We start from the raw sequence: 14,342 nt of genomic DNA on the forward strand, positions 1-14,342 counted from the left end.
GTGGAGGCTTGGCTTGCGCCGCCGCATCTGCCAGTTTCATGAAGCAACCGATCTGAGAGAAGAGGAAAACACGATGGATTTCGAACCCACTGAGAAACAAGTATTCTGGCGCGACCGGGTGAAGAACTTCATCGAGCAGCACGTGCGTCCGGCCATCCCCACCTATCGCGAACAGGATGCGGAAGGCGATCGCTGGAAGGTGATCCCGGTCGTCCAGGAACTTAAGGCCAAGGCCAAGGCGGATGGCATCTGGAATCTCTTCATGCCGCCGCGCAACGAAGGCCATCACCATGTCGAGGAGACCTATGAGTTCGACGGTCCCGGCCTGACTAATCTCGAATATGCGCTCTGCGCCGAAGAAATGGGCCGCGTCGGCTTCGCGTCCGAAGTCTTCAACTGCTCCGCGCCCGATACCGGCAACATGGAAGTGTTCCACCGCTATGGCACGCGCGAGCAGAAGGACGAGTGGCTGACGCCATTGATGAACGGCGAAATCCGCTCCGCCTTCCTCATGACCGAGCCTTACACGGCCAGCTCCGACGCGACGAACATCGAGACCCGCATCGAACGCGACGGCGACGAATATGTCATCAATGGCCGCAAGTGGTGGTCCTCGGGCCTCGGCGATCCGCGCTGCAAGGTCTCGATCGTCATGGGCAAGACCGACTTTTCCGCCGGTCGCCATGCGCAGCAGTCGATGGTCCTCATGCCGAACGATGCGCCCGGCGTGAACATCATCCGCCACCTGCCCGTCTTCGGTTACGACGATGCCCCGCACGGGCACATGGAAGTCGAGCTGAAGGATGTGCGCGTCCCCGTGACCAATATGCTGCTGGGCGAAGGTCGCGGTTTCGAGATCGCGCAGGGCCGCCTCGGCCCGGGCCGCATCCACCACTGCATGCGCACCATCGGCGTGGCCGAAGAAGCGCTGGAGAAGATGTGCAAACGCCTGCAGGAGCGCGAAGCCTTCGGCAAGCCGATCTACAAGCACTCGGTATGGGAAGAGCGCGTCGCCCGCGCCCGCATCGATATCGACATGACCCGCCTGCTCTGCCTGAAGGCCGCCGACATGATGGACAAGGTCGGCAACAAGGCGGCCAAGCAGGAGATCGCCATGATCAAGGTGCAAGCGCCGAACATGGCCCTGCGGATCATCGACGATGCCATCCAGGCCCATGGCGGTGGCGGCGTGAGCGAGGACTACGGCCTTGCGAGCGCCTATGCCCACCAGCGCACGCTGCGCCTGGCGGACGGTCCGGACGAGGTCCACGCCCGCTCCATCGCACGCATGGAATTCGCCAAGCATACGCCGAACGAAGGGCCGAGCAGTAATGCCCTGCGCAACAGCAACGCCCAGTCGGCCAGCGCCGGCAGCGCAGCGGCCAGCGCCGGCATGTCCAGTGGCGATGTAGGAGCAACGCGCTGATGGCCAAAGCAGCAATACTCGAGCAGGTCGGCGGGCTGACGATCGGCGAGGTCGAACTCGCCGATCCGGCCCCGCACGAAGTCCTGATAGACACCAAGGCGTGCGGGCTGTGCCATTCGGACCTGCACTTTATCGACGGGGCCTATCCACACCCGCTTCCGGCCATTCCGGGCCATGAGGCGGCGGGTGTGGTGCGCGCGGTCGGCAGCGAGGTGAAGACCGTGAAACCGGGTGACCATGTCGTCTCCTGCCTCTCGGCCTTCTGCGGCCATTGCGAGTTCTGCGTGACCGGGCGCATGGCGCTGTGCATGGGAGCGGACACGCGCCGCGACCAGACGGCACCGCCGCGCATCACCCGCAATGGTGGCGAAACCGTGGCCCAGATGCTCAATCTGTCGGCCTTTGCCGAACAGATGCTGATCCACGAGCATGCCTGCGTCGCCATCGACAAGGACATGCCGCTGGACCGTGCTGCCGTGATCGGCTGTGCGGTCACGACCGGAGCAGGCGCGATCTTCAACGCCTGCTCGGTCGTTCCGGGCGAAAGTATAGCGGTCGTCGGCTGCGGCGGCGTTGGGCTCGCGGCCATCAATGCGGCCAAGATTACCGGTGCCGGCAAAGTCATCGCGATCGATCCGCTGCCCGAAAAACGTGCCCTGGCCGAAACGCTGGGCGCAACGCACACGATCGACGCCATGGCGGACGATGCAGTCGAACAGGTCATGAAGATCACCGGCGGCGGCGTGCATCATGCAATCGAAGCTGTCGGCCGGCAAGCGAGCGCGGACCTGTGCGTGAAGATCCTGAGGCGCGGCGGCACGGCGACGATCCTCGGTATGATGCCATTGGACTGCAAGGTCGGCCTCGGCGCGATGGACCTGCTTTCCGGCAAGAAGCTGCAAGGCGCGATCATGGGGATGAACCATTTCCCGGTCGATCTGCCGCGCCTGGTGGATTTCTACATGCGCGGACTGCTCGATCTCGACACGATCATAGCGGAGCGCATTCCGCTCGAGAAGATCAACGAGGGGTTCGAGAAAATGAAGCAGGGCACCTCGGCGCGCAGCGTGGTGGTGTTCGATTGATGTCGGAACAGCAAATCGACTTCGACAAGGAAATGGTCGGCACGGTCGAAGTGTCGGACAAGGACGCGATGGACCTCGACACGCTGACGGCATGGTTCGAAGCCAATGTCGAGGGCTTCGAAGGACCGATCAGCTATTCGAAGTTCAAGGGCGGCCAGTCGAACCCGACCTACCGGATCGACACGCCGAACCAGTCTTACGTTCTGCGCCGCCAGCCCTTCGGTAAACTGCTGCCTAGCGCGCATGCGGTGGACCGCGAATACAAGGCCATGCATGCCCTCGGCCCGACCGGCTTTCCTGTGCCCAAGACCTATGGCCTGTGCGAAGACCCGGACGTCATCGGCTCGAAGTTCTTCGTCATGGGTCTCGCCGACGGGCGATCCTTGTGGAACGGTGCCCTCCCCGGCATCGACCCGAAGGACCGGCGCGAGATCTACAATGCCATGATCGACACCATGGCCGAGTTGCACCTGCGCAAGCCGGACGAAATCGGCCTGTCCGACTTCGGCAAGCCCACCGACTATTGCGCTCGCCAGATCTCTCGCTGGTCGAAACAGTACAAACTCTCCGAAACCGAGCATATGCCGCAGATGGAGCGGTTGATCGAATGGCTCCCGCAGACGATCCCGCCGCAGCACGAAAGCAGCGTGGTCCATGGCGACTACCGGCTCGACAACATGATCTTCGAAAAGGATGCCAATCGCGTGCTCGCGGTGCTCGACTGGGAGCTGTCGACGCTGGGCGATCCGATCGCGGATTTCAGCTACCTCATGCTCAACTGGCACAACCCGGCAGACGGGCGCGCGGGGTTGCTCGGCCTCGACTTGGACGAGCTCGGCATCCCGACGCAGCAGGAAGCAGTCGATCGCTATGTCGCCAAGACCGGCTATCCGGTGCCGCCGATGGACTGGTACTTTGCTTACAACCTCTTCCGGCTGGCCGGCATCATGCAGGGCATCAAGAAGCGGGTGATCGACGGTACGGCATCGTCCGCCCACGCCAAGAACATGTCCGAGCGCGTCGCGCCGCTGGTGGAGCGCGCCTACCAGTTCGCGCAGGCTGCGGGGATGGACTAGCGCGGCTGGGCTGCTAACGAGCGCTCCGAAACGAACACGGAGACCAGCATGAGCGCCGACCTTGAAACCCGCATCGAAGCCGCGTGGGAAGACCGCGCGAACGTGACGCCAAAATCGGGCGACGTGCGCGAGGCGGTCGAGGCTGCGCTCAAGATGCTCGACAGCGGAAAGGGTCGCGTCGCCGAGCCCGACGGTAAGGGCGGCTGGCAGGTCAACCAGTGGCTCAAGAAGGCCGTGCTGCTCAGCTTCCGGCTTAACGACAACCGCGTGATGGACGGCGGCAGCGCCGGTCACCCCGCCTTCGACAAGGTGCCGAGCAAGTTCGCTGGCTGGGACGATGCCCGGTTTCGCGAAGCCGGTTTCCGCGTCGTGCCCGGCGCAGTGGCCCGCGAGGGGGCCTATATCGCCCCCGGCTGCGTGCTGATGCCGAGCTTCGTCAACATCGGCGCCTATGTCGGCAAAGGCACCATGGTCGATACCTGGGCCAGCATCGGCAGCTGTGCCCAGATCGGCGAGAACTGCCACATCTCCGCCGGCGCCGGCATCGGCGGCGTCCTCGAACCTATGCAGGCGAACCCGACCATCATCGGCGACAACTGCTTCATCGGCGCGCGCAGCGAGATCGTCGAAGGGGTGATAGTCGGCGAAGGCAGCGTCGTCGCGATGGGCGTCTTCATCACCCAGTCGACCAAGATCGTCTATCGCGACACGGGCGAGATCATCCGCGGGCACATCCCGCCCTATTCCGTGGTGGTGCCCGGCTCACTGCCAGGCAAGGATGGCGGACCCGGCCTCGCCTGCGCCGTCATCGTCAAGACGGTAGACGCGCAAACCCGCGAGAAAACGGGCATCAACGACTTGTTGCGCGACTGATCCGCAGGCCTGTAAAAGGGAACATTCGCCGCTGAGGCGCGTATCGCAGCAAATGGTCGAAACGACCGGGAGGTATTCTCACAATGGAAAAGCATGATGGTCACGTCCACGTGGACGAAGTCGAAGCGAGCGGCGGCAGCAAGGAAGGCGTCGTACGCTGGGTACTTGCCGGAGGACTGCTGCTGGCAATCCTGCTGATGTCGATCGTCTGGATCATACCCGCCATGACGCAGGGTGATGTCGAAGAAGAGGCCACCGTGAGCGGTGAGATCTCCACCATGGAGAGCGACGGCGACAATACCGACAGCATCGTGGGAACTGGATCTTCGACCGATCTCGGAGACGATCAGGAACCGACGATGGACGCCGATGTTCAGGAAGAAGACGGATTGAGCGTCATCGAGAACAACTGATCGAGGTAGAGCCCCATGAGCAATTCCAATAGTTTCCAGACCGACCAGTACGTCGAATGGGAGTGGGGGAACGGCAAGGGCAAGGGCCAGATCAAGGAACGCTTCGAGCGCGAAGTGACCCGCACGCTTCAGGGCAGCGAAGTTACCAAGGATGGCGACGAGGACAATCCGGCCTATCTGATAAAGCAGGAAGACGGCGACGAGGTCTTGAAGCGCGGCTCCGAACTTTCGGCGCAGAACTGATGCCGAAAGCCAAAAGCAAAGCGCAGCAGCAGGCCGCTGGAGCCGCTCTGTCCGCCAAGCGCGGAGAGACAAAAGTGTCCGACCTGCAGGGCGCGTCCAAGGACATGTATGAGAGCATGAGCGAGGACGAACTCGACGAAATGGCGTCGACCGACCGCTCCGACCTGCCCGACACGGCGGACGACGATTGATGGACGGGGACAAGAAGGACGAGGTCTATTCCGATTTTACCGACTGCGTGAACATGCAGCCGAAAGAACTCGAGGAATGGCTCGATACCGAAAAGTCGAAATCGGTCGGCGACAATGACGGCGGCGAAAGCACCGGCCACCGGTCGGGCCGCCGGATCGTCGAGATCAAGCGGACGAAGAAAGACGACCTGACGGACAGCCAGTACGAGCACATGCAGAAGGTCGTCGGCTATGTGCACCGTCACACCGCGCAAAAGCCTTCCGGCGACATCGAAGAAAGCGATTGGCGCTACAGCCTGATGAACTGGGGTCACGACCCCTGTAAATGAGCCGACCGGGGAGGTTCAGTCCTCCCCGTCGCGCGGCGCACCCACAGCATATTCGATCGGCGTAGCGTTCCGCTGGGTTGCCGCATAGGCCTCCGCCGCGCGCAAGACCCGCATCATGTTGCGCGAGGAAATCTTTTCGAGATCCTCCTGCGAATAGCCGCGCCGGGCCAGTTCGACGAATAGCGCCGGATAGCCGGTTACGTCTTCCATGCCGACCGGGCCGTTGGGCATGCCGTCGTAATCCCCGCCGATGCCGATGTTGTCGATCCCGGCGACTTCGCGGACATGGTCGATATGGTCGGCCATATCGGAGATAGTCGATACCGGCGCGCGGTTCTCCGCATCCCAGACCGCAAGCTGCGCTTCGACTTCGTCGGGCCGACCGGGAAGCAGAGCTTCGAGCCGCGCCTGCTCCGAAGCGCGATTGGCGGAATGCTGGCGCAAATCCTCGGTCAGGAACCACGGTAGTGCCACCACCATCACGATGCCGCCATTCTGCGGCAGGCGGGCGAGCACGCTGTCCGGCACGTTGCGCAAATGGCCGTTGATCGCCCGCGCGCCGGAGTGACTGAAGATTACCGGTGCACCGGCCACGTCGATCGCATCGTGCATCGCCTCCTCGCTGACATGGCTGAGATCGACCAGCATGCCGATGCGATTCATCTCGCGCACGACGTCCATGCCGAAAGCGTTCAATCCGCCATGCTTGGGCGCGTCGGTCGCACTATCGGCCCAACTCAGTGTGGTGCCATGGGTCAGCGTCATATAGCGGGCACCGAGATCGTACATCTGGCGCAACACGGCAAGGCTCGATCCGATCGAGTGCCCGCCTTCCATCCCGAGCAATGAGGCCACGCGCCCCGCCGCCATCGCCTGTTCGACGTCGTCTGCAGTCAGCGCGAGCTGCAGCGTGTCGGGATAGCGCGCGATCAACCGCTTGGTCACGTCGATCTGCTCGATGGTCGCCTGCACGGCTTCGGGTTCCGGCAGGCTGGCGCTGACATAGACCGACCACCACTGCGCGCCGACCTTGCCGGTGCGCAGGCGCGCAATGTCGGTGTGCATCGCAGCCCGATCCTCGGTCGCCGTATCGAGCGTGTCGGCGAAATCGAAATCGTTGATGCGGTTGTCGAACCGGCTGCGAAGCTGGATCGGCACGTCGTTGTGGCCATCCCACACCGGCGCCGCTTCGAGCGCAGCTGCGGCGGTTTGCTCGGCCCGGTCCTGTGCGGCGAGCGGGCTGGTCGTGATGAGAAACGCGGCGGCGAGAGCGAGTGTGCGCATAAATGGAACCCCTTGCGATGTCGTGGGCTGTCCTAGCAAAGACAGACTGCAAGGAAAGGCGGGAATGATGACGATCGAAGCACGGTGGAACGGCGAGACCCTGGCGCGGAGCGACGACACAGTCGTCGTGGAGGGTAATCATTATTTTCCGGCCAAGGATGTGGCGCGCGGCGTTCTGACGACCAGCGACAAGACCACCACCTGCCCGTGGAAAGGCACGGCACAGTACCATTCGATCAATGCGGGCGGCGCAATCAATCCCGACGCCGCATGGTACTATCCCGAACCGAAGCCCGACGCCGCCCATATCAAGGGCCGCATCGCTTTCTGGAATGGTGTCGAGGTGGTCGAGGTTTGAGCAACCTCGAAGCAGAAATTCTGAAAATGCTCGGCCGTCGCGCCGAAGGCGCGACTTTGTGCCCCAGCGAGGTGGCCCGCTTTGTGTCCCCCGATGACTGGCGTGCGGAGATGATTGCAGTGCATGCTGCGACCGACAAATTGGTCAGCCGCGGCGAATTCTCGCTCAGCTGGAAAGGCGAACCGATGCCACGGCGCAAAGGACCTTACCGTATCGGCAAGCCTTCCCAATGATCCAGGTGGTCGTCAGACTGTTGCTGGCGGTTTTCTTTGCAACCGCCGGGTATCTGCATCTTGCGCGCCCGGAACCGTTTCTCACGATCATGCCACCTTGGGTGCCCATGGCCGAAGCCGTCGTGTTCTGGACCGGCATTGCCGAACTGCTGGGCGCAGTCGCTTTGTTCCAGGGCGTCTCGATACCGTTGCGTCGAGCCGGCGCGATCGGCCTCGCGCTTTACGCAGTGTGCGTGTTTCCGGCAAATATCCATCACTTCGCGCTCGACATGGCGCGCCCCGATGGCGGGCTGGGGCTCGGCTATCACATACCGAGAATGTTCGCGCAGCCACTCGTGATCTGGCTCACGCTGTGGTCCGGCGGCGTCACGGACTGGCCGTTTCGCCGCCGGTCCTGAGCAGGATCAGCTCATGTGCTTCGAGACGGCGCCCGTCATCTTGAACATGGAGATCTGTTCCTTGCCGATCACCGCGCCGAGCTTGTCGTCGGGGTTGATCATGCGCTTGTCCTTGGAATCCTGCAGGTTGTTCGCCTTGATGTGATCCCACACCTTCGACGTGACCTGGGCGCGGGTCATGGGACCCTTGCCGACCACGTTTTCCAGTTCCGGCGTCAGGTTCACCGGCTTCTGCAATGCGTTGTTCTTGCCAGCCATGATAATTCCTTTCCTTGGCTATGCTTCAATCATCGTCGTCGAGATCCTCTAGGTCCAGTTCCTCGACCTGATGGCCTTCGAACCGGGCGGTGAGGACCGCGGCGGCGGTCACGTGTCCGTCCAGATTTCGGACGAGTTCCTCATGCGTCGCACCCGGCATCAATGTGAGCGGGAGATCGACGGCAAAAAGCTGAAACAGGTAACGATGCTCTTCTCCAAGCGGCGGGTCGGGCAGGAGCCATTCGGAATTCCCATGGGCGTTCTTGCCGGTGCGCGGCGGGACTTCCCCTTCCAGCAGCTTGCCCTTCTGGCCGGGCAGCCCCCAAACCGTCCAATGCACCTGGCCCGTAACGATATCCTCTGCGACCAGCACCAGTTCCTGCGTACCCGGCGGCGGCGCGGTCCATTCGAGCGGCGGCGCGACCGCATCTTCTTCGATCGCAGTAAAAGAGGGGTCGAGCTCGCCACCGTGGCGAAAAGCGTCGCTCGCCAGCGCGAAGCCGGAGCGACCCAGAGCCTTTTCCTCGGCCACCTTCGCCAAGGTGGGTGCATGCGGCACCTCCCCTCCACCGATCGCCTGTTGGATCCAACCCGGTACGCCGCTCGACATGCTTGCTCCTATGCCCGGCGCACACTGCGCGCGCCTTTCGATAGGAGAGTAAGGCACAGGGACGGGAGGAAAACCATGTGCGGTGGAGGAATTTGCACCGTTTTCCCCCCGTAAAAACCGAATTTCGCTATTTCCCCCGCCCTTTGGCTGCCTCCTTGATCAGCCCGGATTAATCCCCCATGCCGGAAACACGGGTTCCGTCGATCGGGACCGCAGGAATTTGGAGACATCGCATGTCTATGGGTCGCACCATTCTCAGCACCACTCTGGCCTTTTCGCTCGCCGCTTGCGGCGGAGGCGGGAGCGGCGGAAGCACTAGCGGTAGCGGCGGCGGAGCGACCGGCGGAGGCAGTACGAATCAGTGCTCCTTGAGCCAACGCCAGGATTGGGTCCTGGCCCAGCTGAACGAGTGGTACCTGTTCCCGAACCTGCTCGACACCTCGGTATCGAAGGCGAATTACGACGGCGTCCAGTCCTACATCAACGCTCTTGTGGCACCCGCCCGCGCGCAAAACCGTGATCGCTTCTTCACCTACATCACCTCAATTGAAGAAGAGAACGATCTTATCCAGAACGGCTCCAACGCGGGTTTCGGCGTTCGCCTGAGCTACGACACGCAGGCGCGGCGAGTATTCGTGGTGGAAGCCTTCGAAAACGCCCCTGCCTTTGCCGAAGGGATCGACCGGGGGACGGAAATTCTCGCCATCGGCGGCCAGACGGTGGCTGACATCATGGCGGCCAATCCGAATAATCCCGCAGGTGCGGTTAGCAACGCCCTTGGCCCGAGCGAGCCCGGGGTCACCCGCGAATTGCGGATTCGCCAGCCGGACGGCACGGAAAGCAGGGTCTCTGTAGCCAAAGAGGAATACAGTCTCGATCCGCTGTCCGATCGCTACGGCTCGCTGATCCTGGACAACGGCGGGACCAAGGTCGGTTACATAAACCTGCGGACCTTCATCGTCGACGACGCCTCGCGTCAGTTGCGCGATGCTTTCTCCCAATTCCGGTCGCAGGGTATCGAGCAGGTCATTCTCGATTTTCGCTACAACGGTGGCGGGCTCGTATCGGTAGCGGAACTGCTCGGCGACCTGCTGGCGGCAGACAAGGTCGGACAGGAATTTTCGACGACTATCTTCAGACCTTCCAAGAGCGAGAACAACGAAACCTACAATTTCAGTTCTCAACCCCAGGCGATTTCCGCAATGAAGATTGCAGTCATCGGTACGAACGCCACGGCATCGGCTAGCGAACTTCTACCGAATGCGTTCATTCCCTATCTCGGCCAGAATATCGCTTTCGTCGGGAGCGATACCTTCGGCAAGCCCGTCGGCCAGATCGCCCGCGACCGTTCTGCCTGCGACGATCGCCTGCGCGTGGTCGCCTTCCGCTCGGTCAACCGCGACGACAACGGCGGCTATTACGATGGGCTCGCCTCGGTCATGCCGCGCACCTGCGCGGCGGCGGACGATTTCCTCGTTCCGCTCGGCGATCCTCGCGAAGCCTCGATCTCCGCGGCGCTGGATTTCCTCGCCGGTCGCAGTTGCACCGCAATCGGCGCGGCCGACAAGGACGGCACCGTGCAGGCCCGCCTGCCGGAACGCGAACTGATGATGCCGAGCGAGCCGAGCGCTGCGCAGCTGCGCATCCCCGGGCTCTTCTGATCCGGACGGTGCATGGCTGAGAAACAGTACACCAACTTCGCGGAGTTCTGGCCGTTTTACCTGCGCGAGCATTCGCGCCCTGGTACACGCGCCCTGCACTATATCGGGACTTCGCTGGTCGTGGCGCTGGCCATCGTAGCTTTGGTGACCGCGAACTGGTGGCTGCTCGCAGCCATGCCGGTCGCGGGGTACTTCTTCGCCTGGATCGCACATTTTGCGCATGAGAAGAACCGGCCTGCGACCTTTACCTACCCGCTCTGGAGCCTCGGAGCCGATTTCCGCATGTGGTGGCTCTGGTTGACGGGGCGTCTCGGACCCGAACTCGAGCGTGCAGGCGTCGAGCGCTAGGCGAGCGCCGCAGCGACCGTAGCGAGACCGAGCCCGACCGAGAGCGGCACCCTGAGCGACATCCACCAGGCGGGCGCCAGCGGGCGCAGCTTCGCATCGACGGCGAGGCTCATGAGAATGCCGCTCCCCAGCATGATGAGCGACGGCTCGGGCCAGGTCTGGCCGAACACCCATGGCAGATAGGCGACGAGCGCTATCAGGCTTGGAATGACCGCCACCACCCAGACCCAGCCGAGCGAGCGCCGGTTCTCTGCTGCCGGTGCCATGGCCGCAATGCCCCACCACATGCCACCGAGGAAACTGAAGATCAGCGCGGCATAGCCGAAGGCGATCGCCTGCGCGGCATAGCGCCACTCGTCCGGCCCGACATACAGCGCGAGCACGCAAGCAAATTGCGGCAAGAGGCCGGCAAGGCCGAGAAGGCGGGGAAGCGATGGTACGGTGCGCATCATCTAGAGTGTCTCCGCCCGCCCAACGCGCTCACGGTGTTGCAGGTCCGGAGAAAGGCTGCCGATCGGTCCATGCACATCCCTCGCGCATTTCGCCGCCGACCAACAGGGTGGCGGTAAAGGGATAGCTGCGGTCGCTCATGCCGTCGGAACAGGTGCCGGGCGTGATGGTGAGGTCGAAGGTCGCGCCATCCAGCGTGCCGCTGTACCCCGCGCCGTTGAGCCCGGAAAAGCGTTCGACCGGAAAACGCGTTCCGTCCGGATTTTCCGGCGTCGCATAGGATACGGTACCGCCTTCGATCGAACCGTTCCAGAAAGGCTCCGTACCGGTGAAGCGCACGATGTCATCGGCAGCGATGGCGTCGAAAGCGTCGCTGCGCTCAGCCTGCTCCCCTGCCTGACATCCAGTCACAAGCGCGGCGATTGTGCAGGCGAACAGAGAAGTTCTCATGCGGAAACCCTTGCGTGCTGGCGGATGAAGTCCGCCGTCTCGTCCAGCGCTTGCCGCCCCTCCGGCACGGGAAGCAACATCCAGACGTGGAACATGCCCGGATATTCGCGATAGATATGCGAGCGAGAGCCGAAAGCTGTCAGTTTCTCATCGAGCCGGCGACCATCGACCAGCAGGATGTCGCTCGTGCCCGAAAAGATTGCAGTCGGAGGCAGTCCTTTCAGCGGTCCGAACAGGGGGCTGACCTTGGGGTCGTCCGGCGCAAGTTCACCGCGATACATAGCACCGCATGCTTGAAGGCCCGAAACCGCCAACATCCTGTCACGCGGCTCGATATCGCGCTGCCCCGGCGCATCCGCGGTGGCATCGAGCCAGGGCGAGAACAGGACGAGCGAGCCAGGTAATTCGCCGCCATCCTCCCGGATCATCTGCGCGAGCGCCAGCGCCATGCCGCCACCTGCGCTGTCACCCATGACGGTTAGCCTATCCGCGCCGTGTTTCGCAGCGACATCGCCGTAAAGTGCTCGCATGGCATCCAGCACATCGGCTGCCTTGTGCTCGGGCGCGAGCGGATAGAGCGGGACCGTGGCAGACGCGCCGAGATCGCGGCAGAGCCGCGCGATACTGTCCCAATGGACGGCGGCGATGTCCATCACGTAGCCGCCGCCATGAAGGTAGAGGAGATTTGGCGCGCTAGCTGCATCGACCCCCCGCGGGGTCATCGTGACGACTTTGAAACCTCGTCTGTCGTCCTCGACAATATCGAATTGCTTGCGAAGCGCGTCACGCGGCATGACCGTCGGCTTGCGCCGTAAGGCCGCGATGCGGTCCTCGAGCTTGTCCGGCTCGGAAAAGAACCGCTTGATGCCGAGGAGCGGCAAGGCAAGATTGACGAGGCGTGCTCGCAGGCTGGGCATGGTATCGCTATTCCCAATCTACCGACGTGGTAGGCGAGAAGACTAGCGAGGGATTACGTGCTGTCCAGCGGCAGGGTCCGCACGTCAGCGGCCAAAGATGCGCGAAAGCAGCCCGCGCTTGGGCTCTTCCTCTTCTTCTTGGCCGGTTTCGAGGACCCGGCGGCGCAGGTCTGAGCCGGTCGGCTTCTTTTCTTCCTCGACGGGTCGAACCTGAATGAAGTCGGCGGCGAGGATCGGGGCGCATTCGCTCGCCTCGGTCTTGCGCTGCGGCTCGACCGTCCGCGCACCTATGCCGTGGACCATCACGATTTCAGGCCGCATCTCCACCGTTCCGGCGAGCACCGGAATACCGCCTGGCAGGCCGTGGATGGTGCATTCGCTGGCAACCGCTTGCTGGAACAGAAGCGCGCGCCACCAGCAGCCGAGCACATATTCGACATAGCGCAACGGCGCATCTTCGGGCGCACCATCGCGGAAGAAGTGGCGCTGCTTGTGATGCAGCAGTGCCGTGTTGAGCTCGTCCAGTCCGTCGATGTCGAGATAGACTTCGATGTCCTCGTCATATCCGGCCCAGGCGGGGCCGTCTTCCGCCTGCATCTGGGCAAACAGGTCCGCCTCGCGCGCCGTGCTGAATCCGAACGCCTCGTCCGTGTAGAGGCCGAGCATCATGAACGGGTGATGGAGTTGCCCCTTCTCGAAGGCCCGGTCAGCCTCGTTTGCCACCGCCAGCGTGACGCCGGTGATCGTTTCGCCCTCGTGGTCCTGAATGGCTTCGACCAGTTCCGGCCATCCGGCGATGGTCACGCCTTCGGGCGTCGTACGCAGGCACATGCGCCCGAATTCGCTTTCGAGCTGCTCGATCGCCGGTTGGAGGATGCCGTGGATGTCGTCGAGACTGCCCGCCTCGAACAGGCGCCGCAGGTCGCTTTCCCAGGCGTCCTCGCCCTTGGCGGTCGCAAATGTCAGTTGCAGGTCATGCATCACTCGTCTCTCGCTTCCGGCTTTCCGGAGGTTTCGCGCAGTGCATACGCGCAAAGTGTCACCACGCTGTTAACCTAGCCGCTGAACCATTGCAGACCGGTTCAATGCATCGGTTAAAGCGGTGTGAATGCCGAGGGTGGGCGATGCTCGTAAAGAGGGCCGCGGAACCGGGCGCACGGTCCGCTCATTCCTTCAGCAGAACCATGACAAGCGGTCCCAACATCAATCTTGCCCGCACAGGCTTCGCCGTTGCCCTCCTCGGCGTGGTGCTCGGCGGCATGCTGACCGGTGAAGCCATCGGCGAAACGCCGATGTTGCAAAAGCGTGGTCACGAGTTCGCCCTTCCGCAAACGCCTGCACCCGAGGTTTCGAGAACGGCGAGCCGGAACACCCCTGATCACTATCCTCTCGTGACGCCCGAGGGTACGATCCCAGTGGCGGAGCTAGCCTTTCATGGACGGCTGCGGGATCAACGCCTGGAGTGGTTCGACCAAGGCGATACGACCCGTCTCGATGCCGACTACGAGAACTTCTTCGACGAAGCCGAAGTCGATGCGCTGGCGTCTGGTCCTGCAGTAAGGCGTGAGCCGATCGAGCAACGCAAGCTTCGCGCCCCCTCGCCGACACGACGTTCGACGACCGCTGGTGCCGTCATCGTCGAGCCACTCGCCGGCACCCTCGAGGTGGAGCCGATCGAAGATACGCCCGAACCGGTGTCCATCGATATTCCGGAAAACAAAAAGGGCGACCTCTAAGGT

General features: G+C 62.8%; 21 protein-coding genes. 14 read left to right on the forward strand and 7 right to left on the reverse strand.

What is annotated here, in order from left to right; translation table 11 throughout:
* The first annotated feature begins 73 nt into the window (after positions 1 to 73).
* The 8 genes from Q9K02_RS13200 to Q9K02_RS13235 all read left to right on the forward strand — a co-directional run bounded on the left by Q9K02_RS13200 (position 74) and on the right by Q9K02_RS13235 (position 5,636).
* Positions 74 to 1,426, forward strand: a complete 1,353-nt coding sequence (locus tag Q9K02_RS13200) for an acyl-CoA dehydrogenase family protein (protein WP_305933311.1) — start codon at positions 74 to 76, stop codon at positions 1,424 to 1,426.
* Positions 1,426 to 2,511, forward strand: a complete 1,086-nt coding sequence (locus Q9K02_RS13205; protein ID WP_305933312.1) for a Zn-dependent alcohol dehydrogenase — start codon at positions 1,426 to 1,428, stop codon at positions 2,509 to 2,511. Before Q9K02_RS13200 ends, Q9K02_RS13205 begins: the two co-directional genes overlap by 1 nt.
* Positions 2,511 to 3,587 carry a phosphotransferase family protein gene (locus tag Q9K02_RS13210; protein ID WP_305933313.1) on the forward strand — a complete coding sequence of 359 codons (1,077 nt, stop codon included), beginning with the start codon at positions 2,511 to 2,513 and terminating at the stop codon, positions 3,585 to 3,587. Before Q9K02_RS13205 ends, Q9K02_RS13210 begins: the two co-directional genes overlap by 1 nt.
* Before the next feature lie 48 nt (positions 3,588 to 3,635).
* A complete protein-coding gene (gene dapD / locus Q9K02_RS13215) occupies positions 3,636 to 4,460 on the forward strand; it encodes a 2,3,4,5-tetrahydropyridine-2,6-dicarboxylate N-succinyltransferase (protein WP_305933314.1) in 825 nt (274 codons plus the stop codon).
* 83 nt (positions 4,461 to 4,543) lie between these two features.
* On the forward strand, positions 4,544 to 4,873 hold the full coding sequence (locus Q9K02_RS13220; protein ID WP_305933315.1) for a hypothetical protein: 330 nt from the start codon (positions 4,544 to 4,546) through the stop codon (positions 4,871 to 4,873).
* 15 nt (positions 4,874 to 4,888) lie between these two features.
* Entirely contained in the window at positions 4,889 to 5,116 is a 228-nt protein-coding gene (locus tag Q9K02_RS13225; protein ID WP_305933316.1) for a hypervirulence associated TUDOR domain-containing protein, read from the forward strand.
* Positions 5,116 to 5,307 carry a DUF3008 family protein gene (locus Q9K02_RS13230; protein ID WP_278329005.1) on the forward strand — a complete coding sequence of 64 codons (192 nt, stop codon included), beginning with the start codon at positions 5,116 to 5,118 and terminating at the stop codon, positions 5,305 to 5,307. The genes Q9K02_RS13225 and Q9K02_RS13230 overlap by 1 nt, the downstream gene beginning before the upstream one ends.
* Entirely contained in the window at positions 5,307 to 5,636 is a 330-nt protein-coding gene (locus Q9K02_RS13235; protein ID WP_305933317.1) for a DUF3140 domain-containing protein, read from the forward strand. Before Q9K02_RS13230 ends, Q9K02_RS13235 begins: the two co-directional genes overlap by 1 nt.
* 15 nt (positions 5,637 to 5,651) lie before the next feature.
* On the opposite strand, the gene Q9K02_RS13240 is transcribed toward Q9K02_RS13235, so the two are convergent.
* A complete protein-coding gene (locus Q9K02_RS13240) occupies positions 5,652 to 6,920 on the reverse strand; it encodes a dipeptidase (protein ID WP_305933318.1) in 1,269 nt (422 codons plus the stop codon).
* 67 nt (positions 6,921 to 6,987) lie between these two features.
* Between Q9K02_RS13240 and Q9K02_RS13245 the strand changes: the two genes are divergently transcribed.
* The 3 genes from Q9K02_RS13245 to Q9K02_RS13255 are packed head-to-tail and all read left to right on the forward strand — an operon-like array spanning position 6,988 to position 7,909.
* Positions 6,988 to 7,278 (forward strand): DUF427 domain-containing protein, encoded by a 291-nt coding sequence (locus tag Q9K02_RS13245; RefSeq protein ID WP_422785451.1) that lies wholly within the window; start codon positions 6,988 to 6,990, stop codon positions 7,276 to 7,278.
* The gene (locus Q9K02_RS13250) at positions 7,191 to 7,511 is read left to right on the forward strand and encodes a DUF3253 domain-containing protein (protein WP_422785434.1); all 321 of its coding nucleotides are present in this window, start codon (positions 7,191 to 7,193) and stop codon (positions 7,509 to 7,511) included. Before Q9K02_RS13245 ends, Q9K02_RS13250 begins: the two co-directional genes overlap by 88 nt.
* Positions 7,508 to 7,909 (forward strand): DoxX family protein, encoded by a 402-nt coding sequence (locus Q9K02_RS13255; protein WP_305933321.1) that lies wholly within the window; start codon positions 7,508 to 7,510, stop codon positions 7,907 to 7,909. The genes Q9K02_RS13250 and Q9K02_RS13255 overlap by 4 nt, the downstream gene beginning before the upstream one ends.
* A gap of 6 nt (positions 7,910 to 7,915) precedes the next feature.
* Here the strand turns inward: Q9K02_RS13255 and Q9K02_RS13260 are convergent, their stop codons facing one another.
* Together Q9K02_RS13260 and Q9K02_RS13265 are read right to left on the reverse strand one after the other, a co-directional pair.
* Positions 7,916 to 8,167, reverse strand: coding sequence for an SWIB/MDM2 domain-containing protein (locus tag Q9K02_RS13260; RefSeq protein WP_278328999.1), 252 nt, complete (start codon positions 8,165 to 8,167; stop codon positions 7,916 to 7,918).
* Between the two features lie 25 nt (positions 8,168 to 8,192).
* The gene (locus Q9K02_RS13265; RefSeq protein WP_305933322.1) at positions 8,193 to 8,777 is read right to left on the reverse strand and encodes a YbhB/YbcL family Raf kinase inhibitor-like protein; all 585 of its coding nucleotides are present in this window, start codon (positions 8,775 to 8,777) and stop codon (positions 8,193 to 8,195) included.
* A 368-nt stretch (positions 8,778 to 9,145) separates the two neighbouring features.
* Here Q9K02_RS13265 and Q9K02_RS13270 point away from each other — a divergent pair, with 368 nt between their 5' ends.
* Together Q9K02_RS13270 and Q9K02_RS13275 are read left to right on the forward strand one after the other, a co-directional pair.
* Complete coding sequence (locus tag Q9K02_RS13270) at positions 9,146 to 10,438, forward strand: S41 family peptidase (RefSeq protein WP_340310237.1); 1,293 nt, start codon at positions 9,146 to 9,148, stop codon at positions 10,436 to 10,438.
* Between the two features lie 12 nt (positions 10,439 to 10,450).
* Positions 10,451 to 10,786, forward strand: coding sequence for an Mpo1-like protein (locus tag Q9K02_RS13275; protein WP_305933324.1), 336 nt, complete (start codon positions 10,451 to 10,453; stop codon positions 10,784 to 10,786).
* On the opposite strand, the gene Q9K02_RS13280 is transcribed toward Q9K02_RS13275, so the two are convergent.
* The 4 genes from Q9K02_RS13280 to Q9K02_RS13295 all read right to left on the reverse strand — a co-directional run bounded on the left by Q9K02_RS13280 (position 10,783) and on the right by Q9K02_RS13295 (position 13,584).
* Complete coding sequence (locus Q9K02_RS13280; RefSeq protein ID WP_305933325.1) at positions 10,783 to 11,238, reverse strand: DUF3429 domain-containing protein; 456 nt, start codon at positions 11,236 to 11,238, stop codon at positions 10,783 to 10,785. The genes Q9K02_RS13275 and Q9K02_RS13280 overlap by 4 nt on opposite strands.
* A 28-nt stretch (positions 11,239 to 11,266) precedes the next feature.
* Positions 11,267 to 11,686: a COG3650 family protein gene (locus tag Q9K02_RS13285; protein ID WP_305933326.1), complete on the reverse strand. Its 420-nt coding sequence runs from the start codon at positions 11,684 to 11,686 to the stop codon at positions 11,267 to 11,269.
* Positions 11,683 to 12,603, reverse strand: a complete 921-nt coding sequence (locus Q9K02_RS13290) for an alpha/beta hydrolase (RefSeq protein ID WP_305933327.1) — start codon at positions 12,601 to 12,603, stop codon at positions 11,683 to 11,685. The genes Q9K02_RS13285 and Q9K02_RS13290 overlap by 4 nt, the downstream gene beginning before the upstream one ends.
* An 84-nt stretch (positions 12,604 to 12,687) precedes the next feature.
* Positions 12,688 to 13,584 (reverse strand): hypothetical protein, encoded by an 897-nt coding sequence (locus tag Q9K02_RS13295; RefSeq protein WP_305933328.1) that lies wholly within the window; start codon positions 13,582 to 13,584, stop codon positions 12,688 to 12,690.
* Positions 13,585 to 13,787: 203 nt separating this feature from the next.
* Here Q9K02_RS13295 and Q9K02_RS13300 point away from each other — a divergent pair, with 203 nt between their 5' ends.
* Positions 13,788 to 14,339, forward strand: a complete 552-nt coding sequence (locus Q9K02_RS13300) for a hypothetical protein (RefSeq protein ID WP_305933329.1) — start codon at positions 13,788 to 13,790, stop codon at positions 14,337 to 14,339.
* The last annotated feature ends 3 nt before the right edge of the window (positions 14,340 to 14,342 follow it).

This window comes from Qipengyuania profundimaris, from assembly GCF_030717945.1.
GTDB classification, from domain to species: domain Bacteria; phylum Pseudomonadota; class Alphaproteobacteria; order Sphingomonadales; family Sphingomonadaceae; genus Qipengyuania; species Qipengyuania profundimaris.